Source organism: Spirosoma endophyticum, assembly GCF_900112365.1.
GTDB lineage: Bacteria > Bacteroidota > Bacteroidia > Cytophagales > Spirosomataceae > Spirosoma > Spirosoma endophyticum.
The window spans coordinates 1-19,989 of the sequence record NZ_FOLQ01000013.1; the positions used below are offsets into that span (position 1 = coordinate 1).

Sequence of the window (19,989 nt, forward strand, 5' to 3'; positions counted from 1 at the left end):
TGGGCGAGCAACTCGATAAGCTTTCGTTGTTGATTCATCGCTCGACGGTGGTTGTGTTGGACAATGCCCGGATTCACACAGCGGGCTACATCCAAATGATGCGGCCGATTTGGGAAGCCAGAGGGCTATATTTGTTTTTCCTGCCTGTCTACTGTCCCCATCTCAACCTTGCCGAAACCTTATGGCGACATCTGAAAGGGGGGTGGTTGAGGCCCGAGGATTATTTGACTAATGATGATTTAGCCTATGCCCTGAATCGCTGTTTGACGAATGTGGGTGGAAAGTTAAGCATCAACTTCAGTGCTTTTAATGCAAACCAATAAGCGAGGATTACTTAGAACTCATTACCTATTGCTAAAGGCGCTTTTTACTTCGCCCACGAATATTTATTAAACTTTTCGACCTTTAATCGTCTCAGGACAGTGTACTTTTAGCCGTTTAAATCACTTGTCCCTCCGAGGTACTGAACCGAACGTATCATGCTACTACGTACCCTTGCTATATTCTTTTTGACGGCGTCGGCCGCCTTTGCCCAGAAAATTTATTCCTACAATGATTACGCTAAACCTCGTCCATTTGTAGAGGCCTACGAACAACGCGCCGACTTCATAGAAGCCGACATCTGGTTACAGGATGGCAAGCTAGTGGTGTCGCAGGATAAGCCACAGGCCAACGCGCCAACGCTCGACTCACTGTATATAAAACCAATTGCAAAATTATTTCAGCAGAACAAAGACAAGCCAAGTCCAGACCGTGACTACACATTCAGCTTGGTCGTTGACGTGAAAGATAACCCGGCCGATGTATTACCGAAACTGCTGACTTTGTTGCAGGAAAATCTCATGTGCTTTAACCGATCGGCCAATGCGAAAGCCGTTCAAGTCATCATTAGTGGTAACCGACCCAAAGTTGATACGTACCTGGATTACCCAATTCTTCAATTCGATGGGCGACCCAGTGAAGTATATGATCAGGAGACACTCCGCCGTGTTGCCCTAATTAGTGACAACTTTCGATCGTATTCACGCTGGGACGGTACCGGCGACATTTCGGATGAAGATCGCGACAAACTTAAACGCGTTATCAAACGTGCGCACAGTGACAGCAAACCCATTCGCTTCTGGGCTATTCCTGATGTGCCTAATGGCTGGAAGCAAGTGAAAAAGCTAGGTGTCGATATAATAAACACCGATAACGTAGCAGAAGCAGTTAAAGCAATTCGCTAAACGTATTTCCGTTTCGTGAATGCTACGTTATCAGAAATAGGATTCCAACAAAAAAGGGCCGAACTCACGTCCGGCCCTTTTTATGAAAATCTACTAATTTTATTCTGTAACGGCTTCTGGTTTTTTCACTATGATCGTCAGCGTTTCGCCTTCACCGCTGTAATCGGCCAAAATTACGTCGCCATCTTTTAGCTCGCCTTTCAGAATTTCTTCTGCAACGGGATCTTCAAGATACCGCTGAATGGCGCGACTTAATGGACGAGCACCGTATTGCGGATCATACCCTTTCTCTGCCAGGAAGTCTTTCGCTTTCTCGGTCAGTTCGACGGTATAGCCCAAGTTCGTTACACGGCCCAACAGTTTGCCAAGCATTAGATCAATGATCTTATGAATGTCTTCGCGTAGCAGCGAGTTAAACACAATTACATCGTCCAGACGGTTCAGGAACTCAGGCGAGAACGCTTTACGCAGCGCGCTTTGAATCGTGCTCTTCATCAAATCGTCCTGGCTTTCAGCTGATTTCTTCGTGGCAAAACCGATACCGGCACCGAAATCTTTTAGATCACGAACCCCAATGTTCGAGGTCATGATGATGATCGTATTCCGAAAATCTACCCGACGGCCCAGACCGTCTGTCAGGATACCATCGTCAAGCACTTGCAACAGAATGTTAAATACATCCGGGTGTGCTTTTTCGATTTCATCCAACAGCACGACACTGTATGGTTTCCGGCGAATTTTTTCGGTTAATTGACCACCTTCTTCGTAACCAACGTAGCCTGGAGGTGCACCAACCAGTCGGCTGACGCTAAATTTCTCCATGTATTCCGACATGTCGATGCGCACAAGTGCGTCATCTTTGTCGAATAGATACGTAGCCAGAACTTTGGCAAGCTCCGTTTTACCTACGCCCGTTGGGCCGAGGAAGATAAACGAGCCAATTGGTTTCTTAGGATCTTTCAGGCCAACACGTGTTCGTTGAATAGCCTTCACTAACTTGTCGATGGCTGACTGTTGACCAATAACCCGGCCTTTCAGCTCGTCGCCCATGTTAATGAGTTTCTTGCCCTCATCATTCGACACGCTCGTGACCGGAATACCCGTCATCATCGCTACCACTTCAGCTACGTTGTCTTCTGTAACTGTGTACCGACGCTTTTTGGTATCTTCTTCCCACACCTGTTTTGCGCGGTCCAGTTGATCAATCAGGCGTTTTTCTTTGTCGCGAAGCTGAGCGGCCTCTTCATACTTCTGGCTCTTAACAACTTGGTTTTTCTCCTTCTTGATATTTTCGATCTGCTCTTCGAGCTTCAGAATATCTTCAGGAACCGTGATGTTCGAGATGTGTACGCGAGCACCAACTTCGTCCATTACGTCGATGGCTTTATCAGGCAGGAACCGATCGGAGATGTACCGTTCCGACAACTTCACTGCAGCCTCGATTGATTCTTTGGTGTAGTTAACGTGGTGGTGATCTTCGTATTTGTCCTTGATGTTATTCAGGATTTCAATGGTTTCGTCGATTGACGTAGCGTCTACCATAACCATCTGGAAACGACGGGCCAGGGCTCCATCTTTCTCAATGTATTGACGGTATTCGTCGAGCGTTGTGGCACCAATGCATTGAATATCGCCCCGCGCTAATGCTGGCTTGAACATATTCGACGCATCGAGCGAACCCGACGCACCACCTGCACCCACAATGGTATGCAACTCGTCAATGAACAGAATTACTTCCGGCGATTTTTCCAGTTCGTTCATGACGGCTTTCATGCGTTCCTCAAACTGGCCCCGGTATTTTGTACCAGCCACAAGAGACGCCAGATCAAGCGTAACGACGCGTTTGCCAAACAGCACCCGAGAGACTTTCTTCTGCACGATGCGCAGCGCCAGTCCTTCAGCGATAGCGGTTTTACCAACACCTGGTTCACCAATAAGAATTGGATTGTTTTTCTTCCGGCGGCTCAGAATCTGCGCCACACGTTCGATTTCTTTTTCACGACCAACGATGGGGTCGAGTTTGCCAACTTCTGCAAGTTTGGTCAGATCACGGCCGAAGTTGTCCAACACGGGCGTCCGGGATTTCTCCGTGCCTTTTGGATCTTTACCTGAGCTGGAGCTGCTGCCACCAAACATACCACGGTCGTTGTCGTCATCGTCGGTTTCGGGGCCCATCACTGGACGGCTTCCCGAAGATTGATATTCGAGCATCTCCTTAATGACTTCGTATGTAATGTTAAACTTATTGAGAATCTGCGTGGCGACATTGTCTTCATCACGTAGAATCGATAATAATAGGTGCTCCGTACCAATGAGCGGGCTTTTGAAAATCTTAGCTTCCAGATACGTAATTTTCAGCGTCTTTTCCGACTGACGGGTCAGCGGAATATTAGCTAAATTCTTGACGTTGTTGGTGGCTGTTCCTTTTGTTGCCTGTTCAATAGTGACCCGGAGTTCGTCGAGCGAGATGCCAAGTTTTTTTAGCAACCCGACCGCCACACCCTCACCCTCACGAATCATACCCAGCAACAGATGCTCTGTGCCGATGTAGTCGTGGCCTAAGCGCAAGGCTTCTTCCCGGCTCAGCGTGATGACTTCCTTGACGCGGTTTGAGAATTTTGCTTCCATTCGTTTTAGGGTTCTCCTTAGGTAAGCGTACTTACTGGCCTAACGAAGAGTTTTAAGGATTTGTTCACTCCCGAAAGCCAGCCTTCAACACGTCCAAAGCGGACGGTCCCTGGCAAAACAACAGGTCTATTATACTTAAGTTTGGTACAAAATCAACGCCAAAATTTTGCGGGTAGGCAACCGGCTTATGGAATACATACGTTTCCGGGCCATTTCGCGGATTTACCGTCGACCGGGCGTCAAATAGGCCGACTGGGATGGCCTTATCGTACCATTCTGTCAGGCTTATTGATACCCTTAGACGCATCAGTTTCAGACAAATTGTCAGCAACTCGTAGTTCAAATCAAATAAAAATGTCCAGCTTTTGTGATAAACTGGTTCAAATTCTGGTGCGTAGTATTCAAAAAATGGGGCTTTCCCGTATGCGGCTTGCAAGCATCGCCAGTGATGCATCTGCCAGGCCTGATCATTGGCTACCCTAAGTTCACGGATAGGTTGGTGGTGCGTTCCCTGCTGCACTGGTACTGTGAGGGCCTCCACTTTATTGGCTGTCTGAACGTAGCAGCGATTCCGGTAACTTTGCTTTTGGTAATGCTCGTGAGCTTCAAATCGGACCTCTCCGTATTGCATTAGCCCCGACATATAATCTAAGCAGGGCAAGTAGTGTAATTCAACGAGTAAACCGGTCGAATGGGACGCTGGCTGGTACTTTTCCAATAAAAACAAACATATCCGTTCACAAATAAAGCAAAAAATCAATATCACCAACTGTTTTTGTAAATTTTTAATTTTAGGAATCAATCAGCTAAACGTTCGTGTTGTACAATACGCATTATATACCCTGAATGATATTCTTTCGCCTGCTATCGAGATTACCGCTGGGAGTCCTCTATGGTTTGTCCAATTTCCTGTATTTCATGCTGCTCCATGTTATACGGTATCGTCGTGGGGTTGTTCTCGAGAACCTTAACCTGTCGTTTCCAGAGAAATCGCCCACTGAAATCAAGATGATTGCCCGAGGGTTTTATCGTAATCTGGCCGACCTGATTGTTGAAACGATCAAATTACCCAGCCTCACAGCCGACCAGGTAAAACAACGTGTTCGATTCGTTAATCCAGAGGTATTGCAAGCCAGAATTCAAGCCGGGCAAACAGCAATCGGCATGACGTCTCATCAGGGAAACTGGGAGTGGCTTCCTGCAGCTATGGTCTTGAGAGGAATCCCTGTTGACAGCATTTATAAACCCCTGACAAACCCGTTTTTTGAAGACCTGATGCGCTACATCCGGTCTAGTTTTGGACCGGTCCCAACGCCAATGAACACCTTGCCTCGCCAAATGGTGGCGCGCAAGCATGTACCAAGACTTATTGGTATGGTATCTGATCAAGTGCCCGATGTGCCCGAGCAGGCTCACTGGATAGACTTTTTGAACCACGATACACCCTTTTACCCAGGTACTGAGCGACTTGCCCGTAGCCGAAAGCTTCCGGTATTTTATATCGAAATGGTACGTCTGCGCCGAGGTTATTATGAAGTGAAGTTTCAGCTCATTGCTGAACCACCCTACGATGAGCTGCCTCTAGGCACAATAATAGAACGTTACCGCGACTTAATCGAAGTAACGATACGTAACAAACCCTCAGATTGGTTATGGTCGCATAAACGGTGGAAGCACTGGCGAGAAAAATACGCAAAGGTTGGTGCCAAACTGGCGTAGAATCTTAGGCAATTTACAGTTACCAGGCTACAATTAGTATAGACAATTATTCCTTATTTGAGATAAACAGCCCTATTTCGGGAAAGTCTAACGGTACTATGACCAACTAATCTAGTATTCTTCTTACTTTTAGGTTTGCGAGTTACCGTAACTTGCTAGTTGACCCAAAGTTTCTGATGATTTTTTTCCGGCTTTTATCCCGTTTGCCATTCAAAGTCCTGTATGGCATTTCGGGTATTTTGTACTTTTTGTTAGTGCATGTAATCCGTTATCGTCGGGAAGTAATTCTGGAAAATCTACGACTCTCATTCCCCGAAAAATCACAAGCCGATATTCAGCTTCTTGTAAAAGGGTTTTATCATAACCTGACTGACATTTTAGTCGAAACGATCAAGATGTCGGCTATTTCGTCCTGTGAATTGCAGAAACGATTTCGATATACCAATCCCGAAGTGGTTCAGGCATTCCTGAATGCTGGTCAAACTGTAATCTGCACTGGCTCGCATCAGTGTAACTGGGAATGGGTGCCGTCGGCAGCGGTTGTTATTGGTATACCTGTCGATAGTGTCTACAAACCGCTCACCAACGTAGCGATGGAAGAATTTATGCAGGAGGTTCGGTCCAGTCATGGAGCCGTACCGACACCCATGAATCTACTTCCCCGTCAAATGGTGGCTCGCAGAAACATTCCCCGCGTGATTGCACTCGTAGCCGATCAAGTGCCCGATGTGCCTGAACAGGCCCACTGGATGAACTTTATGCACCGCGACACGCCCTTTTATCCCGGCACCGAACGATTGGCCCGCAGCCGTAATTTACCCGTGTTTTTTCTGGAATTAATTCGGCTGCGTCAGGGGTATTATGAAGGTACATTCACGCTCATTGCCGAACCTTGTTACGCCGACTTACCGCAGGGAGCCATTCTGGAGCGCTATCGCGATAAGCTGGAAAAAAGCATATGTAACCATCCTTCCGACTGGCTGTGGTCGCACAAACGCTGGAAACACTGGCGGGGGAAATATGCAAAGGTTGGCGCGAAACTGGAGTAGAGCCGCAATACATCACGGCTCTTACACACGTAGCAAACTTTCTAGAGCGAATCTTTTCTCGCCTTTTCCGCCCTCGATGAATCCCGTTTGTTTTTCAGTTTGCGAGCTTCCGTCGAAATGGCGTCCGATGCATTATCGAGTCCAGTATTGACTTTCGCCCCTACTTTTCGGGCAGTGGTGTCAATTGCTTCACCCGCTATTTTTGCCTTCCGCTTAATACCCTTGCCCACTTCTGTGGCCGTCTCCCCTGCTGCCTGACTCGTATTTTTGAGATCTTCTTTCATTCGGGCTTTCCGTTCAGCTTTTTCCTGCTGACGCATTTCTTTCTTACTCATCGACGTGCTGTCCTGTGCATAAGCTCCAGCTGTAATACATAGAGCAAGTGTGAACGCACTCAATAGCTTGGTTTTCATAGTATTCCTGATTTAACAATAGGTTGTAGTAAATTTTTATGTAAAGCCATCAGTTGTCGATGATAGACAGCTTTATAACTGACTTTAACATCATTTCTATTCCATTGTTTTTTAAATTCAACTCAATAGACTGATTATCAACAATCTTTCTCCTTATATTGATCCATTAATAAACGAACATTTACGTTAACCCTAACGTTTTCCAGATATACAGGCAAGGATACGAAAACCGCTTTTTCTGTACCTTTGTCTGGTCAAACGGCTCTGCCGATACTTGTATGCTCGATTCGCTGCTTACTCCTTCTTTACCGGTCAACGCGCTTGCTTCGCCAGTTCTTTATACGCCTTCGCTTACTCAGTACATTCGTCGGAAAACCATTACGGTCAATATTGGCGATGTGCCAATGGGCTCTGATTATCCAATCCGGGTGCAGTCGATGACGACGGTAGATACGATGGATACACTCGGTTCCATTGCGCAGAGCATCCGGATGATCGAAGCGGGTTGTGAATACATTCGCATTACAGCTCCGAGCGTGAAAGAAGCTCAGAATCTGGAAAATATTCGTAAAGGGCTTCGGGCGCAGGGGTATATGACACCCCTGGTAGCCGATATTCATTTTACACCGAATGCAGCCGAGCTTGCCGCCCGAATCGTTGAAAAGGTACGTATCAATCCCGGTAATTACGCTGACCGCAAGCGCTTCGAATTTATTGAGTATACAGACGCGGCCTATGCAGCCGAACTGGAGCGCATTCGCGCCAAGTTCCTGCCGTTGATACGTATCTGTAAGGAATATGGGACGGCCATGCGTATTGGCACCAACCATGGCTCCCTCTCCGACCGGATTCTAAGTCGGTATGGCGACACGCCCGTTGGTATGGTTGAGTCGGCACTTGAGTTTCTGCGCATTTGTGAAGACGAGAATTACTACAACATTACGTTGTCCATGAAGTCGAGTAACCCACAGGTGATGGTGCAGGCCTATCGATTACTGGTGCAACGCTTAGATCAGGAAGGACTGAAGCCATACCCACTACACCTTGGCGTTACAGAAGCGGGTGAAGCTGAAGATGGACGTATCAAATCGGCGCTGGGGATTGGCACCTTGCTCGAAGATGGCATTGGCGATACGGTTCGTGTTTCGCTTACCGAAGAACCCGAGCGTGAAGCACCCGTTGCCCAGGCCTTAATTGACCGTTACACAAATCGGGCACAAGACAGCGAAGCCATTCCGGCAATCACTACGTATCCAATCAATCCATTTCAATACACCCGCCGGGCAACCCACGAAGTTGCCAATTTTGGTGGACAGAACGTACCGCGCGTTATCGCTGACTTCAGCCGTGTACCCGTTACGGATCACGACGTATTGCATCCAATTGGTCATTTTTACCTGCCAGTTCCTGATAAGTGGCGCATGAATGACCTGGGTGCTGATTACATATATACGGGATCGCATCCAGCCCAGTTCATGCTACCGAACGGGCTGAAGCAAATTCTCGATTATGCTATTTGGCAGATTAATCCAGATCAGGCAAATGTCTTTCCGCTGTTGACAGCTACGGAGTATCTGGACGCCCGTTCAAACTCCGTTCAACTCCAGCCACGGCTGAATTTCGTACGGGTGGCCTTGTCAGACATTTCAGATGAATTACTGACGACATTACGTAGTGACCAGACGATTGTATTACTGATCACAACCGACAACGCGCATGCCATGCCGGAGTTGCGTCGGTTGTTTGTGGAGCTAATCAATCAGGGACGGTCCGATGCTCGGCTTACAACACCTGTTGTTATTCAACGAAGTTACGCTTCGATACCATCCGAAGACGTACCACTTTACGCGGCAACCGATGTGGGTGGTTTATTGATTGACGGTTTAGGCGATGGCATTCTGTTGTCAAGTCCGCTGGCGCAGGCTGATCAATTAAAAACGCTGAACGGATTAGCTTTTGGCATTTTACAGGCTGCCCGAACACGTATTACCAAAACCGAATACATTTCCTGTCCATCGTGCGGACGAACCTTATTCGATTTGCAGGAGACAACGGCCCACATCCGACAACGTACAGATCATCTTAAAGGCGTTAAAATCGGCATTATGGGTTGCATCGTAAATGGACCGGGTGAGATGGCAGATGCCGACTATGGTTACGTAGGTATCGGGCGGGATAAGATTGCCCTATATCGCGGGCAGCAAGTCATCAAAAAGTCGGTACCAGCCGATCGTGCGGTTGATGAGCTGATAGAACTTATCCGCGAAGACAACCGCTGGCTCGAACCAAGCCTGGTGAATGAATAATGAAAATTGTCTGGTGAAATTTATTCTTTATCGCACTGACTTAAATTACACTTTGTTCATATTATAGTATCAATCAATTCGCCGGTGAACAGATTCATTGATTATTTCAAAATTGGACCCGTTTTTAGTTATTTCTTACGGGTCTTTCGTAAACCAGACCCGAACCAGCCAACAAGCACAAACCTGAAGGTGATGCACGGTATCAACCGTATTTCAATCATCATGTTTCTGTTCGCTGTTATAGTGTATACCGTTCGTCACTGCGTCCGATGAATACCGAAACGTTACGTGACTATTGCATCGCTAAACCCGGCGTCACTGAATCGTTTCCGTTTGGCGGTGATGCGCTGGTGTTTAAAATTGGCGGTAAAATGTTCGCTTTACTGGCTACTGAAAGCCAGCCGACAACCATTAATCTGAAATGCGATCCGGAAAAAGCAGTTCAATTGCGGGAAGAACACGAAGCCGTAACACCGGGTTACCACATGAATAAAACGCACTGGAATACAGTCAGAATTGACGGTCGTGTTCGCAGGTCCGATGTTCAGGAATGGATCGACCATTCCTACGAACTCGTTCGAAAAAGTTTACCAAAAGCAGTAAAAGCACAGCTTGATGCGCTAGGTGCTTAAGGCCAAAATTTGTAATTTCGCAGGGGTAAGAAAACTTGACTGGGTTATGGAAGTTGTTCTGCTAAGTCTTTTATTCGTGATCTATCTGACGATTCGGTACTATCTGATGGACCACGATACGTCGTCTGATAAAGACCGGAAACGATTTCAGCGAGGTATTGATTTAGTTACAAACCGAAATTTCGAGGAAGCTCAGCGCTATTTCGACAACGCCGTTCGTCAATATCCAAAATCGGCTGTTGCTTATGCCTACCGGGGTAAATGCCAGTTGGTTCAGGAGAATTACTTTTCAGCCATTTACGATTTAACCCAGGCCATTAACCGGGACAATACGTTGGCTGACTGCTATTTAGATCGCGGTATAGCTTACTATAAAACCGACGAATTTCAACAGGCTTTTCGGGAGTTTGATAAAGCCGTCTGGCATTTTCGTGATGAACAACCCGATGCCTACCGCTGGCGGGCATTAGCCAGAATTCAGGTCCGACAGCTTCCACAAGCTGAAAACGACCTCCGGCGGGCCGTTTCGCTCGGCGATGAGAACTCATTTCATTTATTACTCCAACCGCCGTTTACAAGACCGGTTAAAGTGTAACCGGGATTTTATCAAATCCCGGTTCAGACTTAGCTTGTCTGCGACAGTTCCGTTGCTCTTTGAGCGGCTTTCTGCGCATCTGCACTTTTACCACCCCGACGATAGGCTTCCGATAGCTCGAAATAGAGACTCGCCTGCTCTTTCTGACCTGGCTTCAGGGCAAGCGCTTTATTGATCCACTTTGCCACAGTCGGCGCATCGACGGCATCAGGGCTATTCCGATTGAAGAGTCGCGAAATATAGAGATACTCAGGCACCGTCATCTGATTGGAGTTTACCTGATTGTCCATACGCTCGACGGCCTTAGCCGTCTGACGAGCCCGAAAATAGGCCTTCACCTCAGGCAATAACGTCCGATTGGCAACTACTTTCGAGTCTAGCCCGATTTTAACCAGATCCTGACGAATCTCCAAAATTTTCGCCACTGGAAACTGCTCCCCCCGTCTGCTGTATAACGATGACATCAGGATATCTTCGGCCACCTTTTTCGCCTGATCGGCTCCATACGCTTTTCGATACGTATCCATATGACTTATCATATACTGAGCCATTGGGTTCTCGAAGTCCAGTACCAGCTTCTGCAAAGCGAGCCAGTTTGTCTGATTCGCAAACGTCGCGGGCGATTGCTGTTTAGCATAGTCGTTCATTGCTGTAATGCCCGCTAAGGTATCGTTCGTAATGCGGGCATACATGGCATAGTCAATCAGGAAGTTGGTCGACCGCTCGCCCTGTTGATAACGCGACTTCATTGTCTGGCTACGTACCTTCGGATTCAGGGCATTCGTTCCATGGCGAATTACTTCATCGGTCGAGTTGGTGCTCAAAGCGAAGTGAATCAGGTTTTGCTGCGGATCGAAATACAGAAACGTCGGTAACGACGGCACGAGCAAATGACGGCTGTCTAAAAATGCCCGCGTAGCCGGTTGTGCAATGTCTAATTTCGTGTTGACAAACTTATCGTTGTAAAATTTTCCTACCCGGCTGTCGGCCAGCGTAGGCATGAAACTCTGGCAGGTATGACAGGTTGGCGAATAAATCTCCACAAACACCGGTTTACCTGCCCTCCGAGCATCTTGGAACACACTTTCGACGGTGGCTGATTTAAATTGAATGCCTCCCGACTTTTGAGCAAGAGACATGTTGGCCACGAGCAGTAGCAAAAGAATATTTTTCATAAAAATTAACGACGATGCGTGAACAAGCGCCAGCAAGTTAACGAGCCAATAGCCTCGCTTTGTGTGCGTTATTTTTGTTTTTGCTGCTGTTTGATTTCTTCTTCAAGACGCTTACTCAGTACGCGACAGGTGTTTTCAATATCGTCTGCCATCCGCTGATCACCAGTAGCTCCCACGGCCGTATCGGCGATGCCACTCATAATTTCAATCAGGAAGCGTTTCATATCGATAACTTCCATTTCCTTTGTCCAAAGGTCAATTTTGAGGGTACTGTTGTGGTATTGATCCCAAATTGCAATGGCAATGGCCCGTGTATCGCTCAAGCCCTCGTTCGGGTTATCGGTAGCCTCCCAATAGATTTTTTCGGGAACATTTTGATTATCTAACTCGACCGCAAAGTGAATGTCTGATTTTTTCATAGACACAAATTTACGGAACACTAGCGGAAATGTCGCGCAAACAATTCTATCTACCAGGCGCTATTCTGTACAATTCTAAATCGGTTAGGTTCACAACTTAGCCCAACGCAGCCCGATTAACATGATGAAAAAACAGCTACTTTCGCCCGAAAGCAACCAAACGTTATGTATACTTTATACGCCATTCCCAATTGCGACACTGTGAAGAAAGCCCGCGTCTGGCTCAGCGAACACGGTGTTGACTACCAATTTTACGATTATAAAAAGCAGGGAATCAATCAAAAAACTATTGAGCGCTGGCTGACTCAAAAGCTGTGGGATGACCTGGTAAACCGAACCGGAACAACCTGGAAAAAACTACCCGATGCCCAAAAACCAACCACTGCTGAAGGTGCGATGGCGCTTATGATCGAAAAACCGTCCGTAATTCGTCGCCCGCTCATTGAGGCCGACGGGCGAATTGTTGCCCTGGGTTTTAACGCGGAGCTGTATGAGGAAACATTTTTAGTCTGATTTGGGGTTCTTCCGATAAAGAGTACTAAAATGTCCAGAAGAACGCTGGATTCGCCGGAAGCTGTTCGGTTTCTGGTGGATTCGTTTTATAAAAAAGTACAGGCTGATACGTTCATCGGACCTATTTTCACCGACGTAGCGCAGGTTGATTGGTCGAACCATTTACCCAAAATGTACGCGTTTTGGGAATCGCTGATTCTGGGGAACAATGCCTATGATGGCCACCCTTTTCGCCCGCATCTGGTTATCAATCAAAAACATACGCTCACCATCGACCATTTTGAGCGATGGCTACAGCTGTTTTCAGAAACGATTACAGAGAACTTTACCGGCGAAGCCGCTGAACAGGTACGACAACGAGCGACACAGATTGCGCTCGTCTGGAATAATAAACTTCAGTACCTGAACAGTTAATTATTACATAGTGCGGCCGGGCTAAACCACCAGTAGAAACCCGGCCGCACTACGTATTACTTACCGCCAAATACCTTCTTCAACAAATCAGTTACACGGGCTGCGGGATTTTCACGAATTTTGGCTTCTTCCTGAGCAACCAGCAGAAACAGCCCATCCACCGCTTTGCCGGTTGCATAGGCAGTCAGGTTGGGATTTGCTTTCTGCACAAACGGCACCTTGTTGTAGGTATTTACCAGGTCGCTGTAATATTTGGTCGCGTTGTTTTTCTTCAACGTACTATCAATGATCGGCGTAAATTCAGTAACCAACTGCTGACCTGAAGTTCGACGGAGATACTGAGTTGCAGCATCTTTCTCCCCCCGCAAAATCCCGACGGCATCCTGGATGCTCATAGATGTTATCGCCTTAATAAACACGGGTTTAGCCTTTTTGGCAGCATCTTCGGCGGCCCGGTTCAACGATAACTCAAACTGATCGACCTGTTTGTTTAACCCTATTTGCCGAAGCGTTGAAGCCACCTTTTGTGCTTCGGGAGGAAATGTAAGTTTCAGCAAGGGATTTTTAAAGTATCCATCCAGCGCCGATGCCTGATCCGATCCTTTCCCAATTCCGATTGTGAGGGCTTGCTTTAACGCCGACGCAATATCAGTATTCGTCAAACTTCCTCCCGTTCCAGCCGACGTATTGGTAACGGCTTCCAGAACTTTACCAAAAATACCTTTAGCAGGCGCCTTCTGCTGCGTTGAATCTTGAGCAAAACTGGTTGTACTAATTGTCAGAGCCAGCAAGGCGGCTGTAAGAACATTTTTTTTCATGATCGAATTAATCAGGTTGCCATTTTATAACGGTCAATGGCTCTAAATCGTTTTTTCGTACTTTTGACTCGAAAGAATGCATAATGTATAATGGGCAATGAATAATTATTTATAACATACTAATTGTCAATTAAATATTTTTTTCATTGCCTCACTTGGAAGCGTTAACCAGCCCATTATACATTGTTCATTACTCATTATTAATTCAAGAATGATCAACACCATACGTGCCGAAGTGATTACTATCGGCGACGAAATATTATTCGGACAAATTACCGATACCAATACAGCCTGGATCGGTACAGAACTCACAAACATTGGCATCCGGGTTGTGCGAAAATCGTCCGTTGGCGACCAGGTTGATGCCATTTTGCAAGTCCTGCACGAAGCGCATCAACGAGCGGATGTGATTATTATTACGGGTGGCCTGGGTCCCACGAAAGACGATATTACCAAGAAAACCTTGTGTACATATTTTGGCGTCGGGGTGGTACGTAATGAAGAAGCTCTGGCTTTGGTAACCAGCTTCTTCGAAAAGCGGGGCCGCGAAATGACCGATCTCAACCGCGCTCAGGCTGACCTTCCGGCCAATGCCATTTACATGCAGAACGACTGGGGTACGGCACCGGGCATGTGGTTTGAGTATGAAGGACGCGTATACGTATCGTTACCGGGCGTGCCGTTCGAAATGAAACACCTCATGATGAACCGGATTTTGCCGAAATTGACCGGTCACTTCAAGACGCCCATCATCAAGCATAAAATGATTCGCACAATCGGCATTGGCGAATCGTTTCTGGCCGAACGTATTGAAGCATGGGAGGATGCACTGCCTGACCATATTAAACTGGCTTATCTACCAAGTTTTGGTGGCGTTAAGTTACGTCTGACAGCCACTGGCGAGGACAATACCCTACTGGATCACGAATTGGCCGAACAAGTTGAAAAGGTAATGCCACTCATCACGAAAAACGTATATGGTTTCGATGACGATGAGATTGAAACAGTTGTGGGGCAACTATTAAAAGAAAAAAATCTCACACTGGGTATTGCCGAAAGTTGCACAGGTGGCTACGTATCGGCACAAATTACAAAAGTACCAGGGTCGTCGGCTTATTTCTGGGGGAGTATTGTTAGTTACAGCAACACCGTTAAGGTGCGGCAATTGGGCGTTAAGCCTGAAACGCTGGAGTTGTTTGGAGCTGTAAGCGAAGAAACTATCCAACAGATGGCAGAAGGTGTTCGCAAAACGCTCGGCACAAACATTGGCATTGCAACAAGCGGTATCGCCGGACCCGACGGCGGCACGCCGGACAAACCCGTCGGCACAATCTGGATTGCCTGCTCTACCGAACAACGCACTGTTACGCGTCTGCTAAAACTCGGAAAATACCGGGATCAGAACATTCAGCTAACCTCCAACTACCTGCTAAATATGCTACGGGAAGAGGTTTTAAACCAATGATAAATGATGATTTATGAATATTATAGCATATAACTATTCATCATTTATCATTCACCATTCATCATTAGAAAGATGGCACTCATCGATATGGTTATGCCCAAAATGGGCGAAAGTATAATGGAATGCACGGTCATCACCTGGCTTAAACAGCCTGGCGACCTGGTTGATGTGGACGAGTCGGTACTGGAAGTTGCTACCGACAAAGTAGATACTGAAGTTCCGGCGTCGCACACGGGTATTCTAAAAGAAATTCTGGTAAACGATGGCGACGTTGTTGCGGTTGGTGCACCCATTGCCCGTATCGAGACGAAAGAATCGGCAGGAAAAGAGCCAGACTTACAGGAACCTACTCAGCCCGCACCCAGTGAGGCAGACCAAAGCCCTAAAGGCATTGGCGACGTAGCAAATGTTCCCGCCGAAGCTGAGTCTGTTGACGTAGCTGAAGATACAGAAGCTCTTAAGGCAGCTAGCGATTTAGAAACTACTATTTCCTTAATGAGCAGTCGCGCGGTTCATGTTCCTAAAGCGGTGGCTGTATCAGCGAATGAACTGGCCGATGAATCCACCAGTTTCGCAGATCGGTTTTATTCACCACTGGTTCTGAAAATTGCCAAAGAAGAAGGAATTTCGCGCGATGAGCTTGACCGGATTCCCGGTTCAGGTGCCGAAAACCGAGTGACGAAGAATGATATTCTAGTCTACGTCAACAACCGTACAGATGGGAATTTACCAGGGGCAGTGGGTAGTGGGAAAGGGGTTTTGCCCATCCCCCCGGAGTCCCAAGCACCAAGTCCTATGCCCCCGGCGACTAGCTCTCTGAATGGTCAGGCCGATATCATTCAGATGGATCGGATGCGCAAGCTGATTGCCCAGCGCATGGTGGAGTCAAAGCAGATTTCCCCTCACGTCAGCTCGTTTGTGGAAGCCGATATGACCCAAATTGTACAATGGCGGACACGTACTAAAGACGCATTCAAACAACAAACGGGTGAAAATCTGACCTATACGCCGATTTTTATCGATGCCATTGTGAAAGCCATAAAAGACTTTCCAATGATCAACGTATCGGTTGACGGCGATAAAATTATTTTAAAGAAAGCGATCAATATTGGCATGGCCGTTGCCCTACCGAGCGGCAATTTGATTGTGCCCGTTATTCACAATGCCGACCAGTATAACCTGGTTGGCCTAACTAAAAAAGTGAATGACCTGACCAAACGGGCCCGGGAAAACAAACTCACTGCCGACGATCTGGCTGGTGGTACCTACACAATCTCCAACATTGGTACGTTCGGCAACCTGATGGGAACGCCCATTATCCTGCAACCTCAGGTAGCGATTATGGCCTTTGGGGCAATTGTAAAAAAACCGGCGGTCATCGAAACACCGGAGGGCGATTTCATCGGCATCCGGCAGTTGATGTTCCTTTCCCATTCCTACGACCATCGCGTGGTTGATGGCTCACTGGGCGGTCAATTCATCCGGCGCGTAGCCGATTATCTAGAGAAATTTGATAATAACCTTAAACTCTGACCGGGATTTTTATGATTTTATTGACCGACTTTGATTTTAAAACAAGGCTTTCAAAGAAAGCAATATTCAAAGTCGGTCAATAAAATCACATAAATACCGGCGGGGCCGCCCGCGCGGTCAGACAACCTCATGAAAAAACGCATTGCCATTGACATGGACGACGTGATGGCCGACACTCACGCCAAGTTTATTAAATTGTATCTGGAAGGCGACATGCCTCGCTATACCCTTGATGAACTGAAAGAGAAGTCATTCCACGAATTATTCGACGAGAATGAATACCAGCTTATATCAGAACGGGTTTATGAACCCGGTTTTTTTCGGGATATTAATGTAATGGAAGGTGCACAGGATGTAATCACCGATCTCATGAAAACATATGATGTCTTCATCGCTTCGGCAGCTCAGGAATTTCCTAATTCACTGCGTGAAAAGTGGGATTGGTTACAGGAACATTTTCCCGCCATTTCGTGGCGTAATTACATTTTTCTGGGCGACAAAAGCGTGTTAAATACCGATTTTCTTATCGACGATCTGCCTCGTAACCTTCGCACCTTTCAGGGAAAAGGCTTACTCTTCGACGCGCTGCATAATCGCGATGACCGAGAATTCCAGCGGGCAAAATCCTGGCAGGATATCGCCACGATTTTGTTGTAATGTAGTAGTGAAGCCGGGCTGGCATATGTGATAAAACTTAGGCTGTGGGTTTCCACTGGTACGCCAGCCCGACCGCACTACATAAAAAAAGCTCCGAATCAATTCGGAGCTTTTTTTATGTAGTATAAAATCTAGGCCTCAATTTCTTTTTCCTTTTCAACCTCAACCCGTCGGTCATGACCTACCTCGAATTGGGCCTTTTTTGCTTCGGCAGATGGTCTTAAGCGAACAATATGCAGTTTGTGCAAAAGCCCGATTACAGGGAAGGTTGGATCGAACTCAAACCATTTAGCCCCGAAATTAGCCGAATTTGGTCGTTTGTGGTGATTGTTCTGAAACAACTCACCCATCATCACGACGTCTAGAATCAGCGAATTCTTCGACTGGTCCTGGTTATCGAAGTTAGAATATCCATACTTGTGGCCGCTCCAGTTGATGATAGCACCGTGCACAGGTCCCATTACAAAGTGAACGGGCAACAGGAAGAAGAACGCCCAGTGCATATCCAGGTAAAGGAAAGCAAATAGGTAGAACATGCTGTAGAACACACCCCAGCCAGCACGTGATACCCACGAATCGCCAACTTTTTCGATGAAACTCCACTCTGGATAATTCCGGTCAAACTGCTTTTCAACGGACTGCTTACGGTGAAGAACAGCATTATAAATGTCTTTCGTTTTCCACATCATCGTGAATATATTTTTCGTATGATGGGGCGAATGTGGATCTCTTTCAGTGTCGCTAAAGGCGTGGTGCATACGATGCAGTACCGCATACGCACGCGGGCTTAGGTACGATGAGCCTTGCGATATGTAGGTTAAGGCATAAAAAAACCGCTCCCAGAATTTGTTCATGACAAACATTTTGTGGGCTGAATAACGGTGTAAAAAGAACGTTTGGCAGAACAGGGACAAATACCAGTGCCCAATGAACGCGGCCAGTACAATCACAATGGCGATTAATTAAAGGGTGAAGACTCTACGTGACTAAGAATATTACTACAAAACTAACGAATTTTCGACCGGTTTGGCTTGCTATCCCCAAATAATACTTTACTTAATTTATGGTAGTGGCGTATTGCAGCAGATTCGCGCCCATTCGCAAGGCCTGCTGACGCACGGGTTCGGGATCGTTATACACACTCTGATCCTCCCAGCCGTTACCTAAATCACACTCATAACTATAAAAACATACTAATCGTCCCTGGTAAATTAGGCCGAACCCCTGCGGTGCTTTGGCATCATGCTCATGTACCTTAGGCAGACCACCCGCAAATTTGAACTTCTGCTCATAAACCGGATGGTTAAATGGCAACTCGATGAAATTTAGTTCAGGAAAAACCTTCTTCATCTCGCGCCGGATAAATTTATCTAACCCGTAGTTATCATCAATATGCAAAAAACCACCCGACATCAGGTACCGGCGCAAATTCTGCACATCGGCATCACTAAATGTTACGTTGCCGTGACCCGTCATGTGAACGAACGGATAACCAAACAAGTCAGGACTGCCGGGCTCAACGATGTCTTCTTCGGGGAAGATGTTCATACGCAGGTTCGCATTAGCAAACTTGATCAGGTTGGGTAAAGAGGTTTTGTTGGCATACCAATCGCCCCCGCCGTTATATTTCAGCTTAGCGATTTTGTAGGCATACTGGCCGTTGGCAATAAGGAACGTTGAATGAAGAATGAAGAGTACGGCAAGCAGCTTTTTCATACGTTCAGGAAGTTTAACAATTGGCAGGCTGTTAGAGCTGCCGTTTCAGTACGCAATCGATTTGAGCCAAGCGTTACCATCTGAAAACCGGCAGCAACAGCCTGTTGAATTTCTTTATCCGAAAAATCACCTTCCGGTCCTATCAGAACACTATATTGCCCGTTTACAGTTGCACGTTTCGCTAAATTAATAGGCGGTTCATCGGTGGGCAAATGAGCAATAAAACGTTGTTCTTCAATACTAGTTTTTAGTAACTCACCGAACGGAAGAGCTTCATCCAACCGGGGTAAAAACGATTGCAACGATTGTTTCATGGCAGCGACGGCAATCTTTTCCAACCGCTCCAGTTTCAGTACCCGACGTTCAGAATGCTGTCCGAAAAAGAAGCTTATTCGCTCGACTCCAATCTCGACCGCCTTCTCTACAAACCATTCGATACGGTCCAGATTCTTGGTTGGAGCCACGCAAATCCGTACCGAAAATGGTCGCGGTACCGTTGTCTGCGTGTCAGTTATGCGAAACGAACAACGTCGGGAATCTACCGTACTAATAACGGCCAAATGTCGGTTTCCGTGTCCATCGGTAACGGCAATATCGTCGCCAATTTGGAGACGTAACGTTTTGATGGCGTGCCGGGAATCGTCTTCGGTTAGGTACTCAACAGCAGCAGGCTGGTAGAATAGATGCATAAGTAATACAAAAGTACAACTG

Annotated in this window: 22 protein-coding genes; 13 read left to right on the forward strand and 9 right to left on the reverse strand. The window is 46.8% G+C overall.

Annotation, left to right across the window (positions count from 1 at the left end; genetic code table 11):
- Both BM202_RS24875 and BM202_RS24880 read left to right on the forward strand, forming a co-directional pair.
- The coding region (locus BM202_RS24875; protein ID WP_177236673.1) for a transposase at window positions 1–323 on the forward strand (323 nt) is incomplete at its 5' end.
- A gap of 156 nt (window positions 324–479) precedes the next feature.
- The gene (locus tag BM202_RS24880) at window positions 480–1,226 is read left to right on the forward strand and encodes a PI-PLC domain-containing protein (protein ID WP_093831265.1); all 747 of its coding nucleotides are present in this window, start codon (window positions 480–482) and stop codon (window positions 1,224–1,226) included.
- Between the two features lie 99 nt (window positions 1,227–1,325).
- Here the strand turns inward: BM202_RS24880 and BM202_RS24885 are convergent, their stop codons facing one another.
- Both BM202_RS24885 and BM202_RS24890 read right to left on the reverse strand, forming a co-directional pair.
- The gene (locus BM202_RS24885; protein ID WP_093831267.1) at window positions 1,326–3,854 is read right to left on the reverse strand and encodes an ATP-dependent Clp protease ATP-binding subunit; all 2,529 of its coding nucleotides are present in this window, start codon (window positions 3,852–3,854) and stop codon (window positions 1,326–1,328) included.
- 64 nt (window positions 3,855–3,918) lie between these two features.
- On the reverse strand, window positions 3,919–4,485 hold the full coding sequence (locus BM202_RS24890) for a WbqC family protein (RefSeq protein ID WP_245776776.1): 567 nt from the start codon (window positions 4,483–4,485) through the stop codon (window positions 3,919–3,921).
- 215 nt (window positions 4,486–4,700) lie between these two features.
- Here BM202_RS24890 and BM202_RS24895 point away from each other — a divergent pair, with 215 nt between their 5' ends.
- Together BM202_RS24895 and BM202_RS24900 are read left to right on the forward strand one after the other, a co-directional pair.
- A complete protein-coding gene (locus BM202_RS24895; RefSeq protein ID WP_093831269.1) occupies window positions 4,701–5,573 on the forward strand; it encodes a lysophospholipid acyltransferase family protein in 873 nt (290 codons plus the stop codon).
- A gap of 176 nt (window positions 5,574–5,749) precedes the next feature.
- On the forward strand, window positions 5,750–6,622 hold the full coding sequence (locus BM202_RS24900) for a lysophospholipid acyltransferase family protein (RefSeq protein ID WP_093831270.1): 873 nt from the start codon (window positions 5,750–5,752) through the stop codon (window positions 6,620–6,622).
- Window positions 6,623–6,663: 41 nt separating this feature from the next.
- Here the strand turns inward: BM202_RS24900 and BM202_RS24905 are convergent, their stop codons facing one another.
- Window positions 6,664–7,035 carry an Rcs stress response system protein RcsF gene (locus BM202_RS24905; protein ID WP_093831272.1) on the reverse strand — a complete coding sequence of 124 codons (372 nt, stop codon included), beginning with the start codon at window positions 7,033–7,035 and terminating at the stop codon, window positions 6,664–6,666.
- 278 nt (window positions 7,036–7,313) lie between these two features.
- Here BM202_RS24905 and ispG point away from each other — a divergent pair, with 278 nt between their 5' ends.
- The 4 genes from ispG to BM202_RS24925 all read left to right on the forward strand — a co-directional run bounded on the left by ispG (window position 7,314) and on the right by BM202_RS24925 (window position 10,568).
- Window positions 7,314–9,341, forward strand: coding sequence for a (E)-4-hydroxy-3-methylbut-2-enyl-diphosphate synthase (gene ispG / locus BM202_RS24910; RefSeq protein ID WP_093831273.1), 2,028 nt, complete (start codon window positions 7,314–7,316; stop codon window positions 9,339–9,341).
- Between the two features lie 84 nt (window positions 9,342–9,425).
- Window positions 9,426–9,614, forward strand: coding sequence for a DUF6728 family protein (locus BM202_RS38325; protein ID WP_093831275.1), 189 nt, complete (start codon window positions 9,426–9,428; stop codon window positions 9,612–9,614).
- Window positions 9,611–9,973 carry an MmcQ/YjbR family DNA-binding protein gene (locus tag BM202_RS24920; protein ID WP_093831277.1) on the forward strand — a complete coding sequence of 121 codons (363 nt, stop codon included), beginning with the start codon at window positions 9,611–9,613 and terminating at the stop codon, window positions 9,971–9,973. The genes BM202_RS38325 and BM202_RS24920 overlap by 4 nt, the downstream gene beginning before the upstream one ends.
- Before the next feature lie 46 nt (window positions 9,974–10,019).
- Window positions 10,020–10,568, forward strand: a complete 549-nt coding sequence (locus tag BM202_RS24925) for a tetratricopeptide repeat protein (protein ID WP_093831279.1) — start codon at window positions 10,020–10,022, stop codon at window positions 10,566–10,568.
- A gap of 29 nt (window positions 10,569–10,597) precedes the next feature.
- Here the strand turns inward: BM202_RS24925 and BM202_RS24930 are convergent, their stop codons facing one another.
- On the reverse strand, window positions 10,598–11,743 hold the full coding sequence (locus BM202_RS24930; RefSeq protein WP_093831523.1) for a thioredoxin family protein: 1,146 nt from the start codon (window positions 11,741–11,743) through the stop codon (window positions 10,598–10,600).
- A 68-nt stretch (window positions 11,744–11,811) separates the two neighbouring features.
- A complete protein-coding gene (gldC, locus tag BM202_RS24935) occupies window positions 11,812–12,162 on the reverse strand; it encodes a gliding motility protein GldC (RefSeq protein WP_093831281.1) in 351 nt (116 codons plus the stop codon).
- A 165-nt stretch (window positions 12,163–12,327) separates the two neighbouring features.
- Between gldC and BM202_RS24940 the strand changes: the two genes are divergently transcribed.
- Window positions 12,328–12,675, forward strand: coding sequence for an ArsC family reductase (locus tag BM202_RS24940; protein ID WP_093831283.1), 348 nt, complete (start codon window positions 12,328–12,330; stop codon window positions 12,673–12,675).
- 30 nt (window positions 12,676–12,705) lie between these two features.
- Complete coding sequence (locus BM202_RS24945) at window positions 12,706–13,089, forward strand: group III truncated hemoglobin (protein WP_093831285.1); 384 nt, start codon at window positions 12,706–12,708, stop codon at window positions 13,087–13,089.
- A 56-nt stretch (window positions 13,090–13,145) separates the two neighbouring features.
- On the opposite strand, the gene BM202_RS24950 is transcribed toward BM202_RS24945, so the two are convergent.
- Window positions 13,146–13,907: a DUF4197 domain-containing protein gene (locus tag BM202_RS24950; protein WP_394333805.1), complete on the reverse strand. Its 762-nt coding sequence runs from the start codon at window positions 13,905–13,907 to the stop codon at window positions 13,146–13,148.
- 211 nt (window positions 13,908–14,118) lie between these two features.
- On the opposite strand from BM202_RS24950, the gene BM202_RS24955 reads away from it, so the two are divergent.
- From BM202_RS24955 to BM202_RS24965, 3 genes are all read left to right on the forward strand, one after another.
- Window positions 14,119–15,372, forward strand: coding sequence for a competence/damage-inducible protein A (locus tag BM202_RS24955; protein WP_093831289.1), 1,254 nt, complete (start codon window positions 14,119–14,121; stop codon window positions 15,370–15,372).
- 72 nt (window positions 15,373–15,444) lie between these two features.
- Window positions 15,445–16,905, forward strand: coding sequence for a dihydrolipoamide acetyltransferase family protein (locus BM202_RS24960; RefSeq protein WP_093831291.1), 1,461 nt, complete (start codon window positions 15,445–15,447; stop codon window positions 16,903–16,905).
- Between the two features lie 129 nt (window positions 16,906–17,034).
- Window positions 17,035–17,562 carry a 5' nucleotidase, NT5C type gene (locus BM202_RS24965; protein ID WP_093831293.1) on the forward strand — a complete coding sequence of 176 codons (528 nt, stop codon included), beginning with the start codon at window positions 17,035–17,037 and terminating at the stop codon, window positions 17,560–17,562.
- 131 nt (window positions 17,563–17,693) lie between these two features.
- Here BM202_RS24965 and BM202_RS24970 read toward each other — a convergent pair whose 3' ends face one another.
- From BM202_RS24970 to BM202_RS24980, 3 genes are all read right to left on the reverse strand, one after another.
- Window positions 17,694–18,512, reverse strand: coding sequence for an acyl-CoA desaturase (locus BM202_RS24970; protein WP_093831295.1), 819 nt, complete (start codon window positions 18,510–18,512; stop codon window positions 17,694–17,696).
- Between the two features lie 106 nt (window positions 18,513–18,618).
- Window positions 18,619–19,278, reverse strand: coding sequence for a DUF4159 domain-containing protein (locus BM202_RS24975; RefSeq protein WP_093831297.1), 660 nt, complete (start codon window positions 19,276–19,278; stop codon window positions 18,619–18,621).
- Complete coding sequence (locus BM202_RS24980; RefSeq protein ID WP_093831299.1) at window positions 19,275–19,967, reverse strand: 16S rRNA (uracil(1498)-N(3))-methyltransferase; 693 nt, start codon at window positions 19,965–19,967, stop codon at window positions 19,275–19,277. The genes BM202_RS24975 and BM202_RS24980 overlap by 4 nt, the downstream gene beginning before the upstream one ends.
- Window positions 19,968–19,989: the final 22 nt, after the last annotated feature.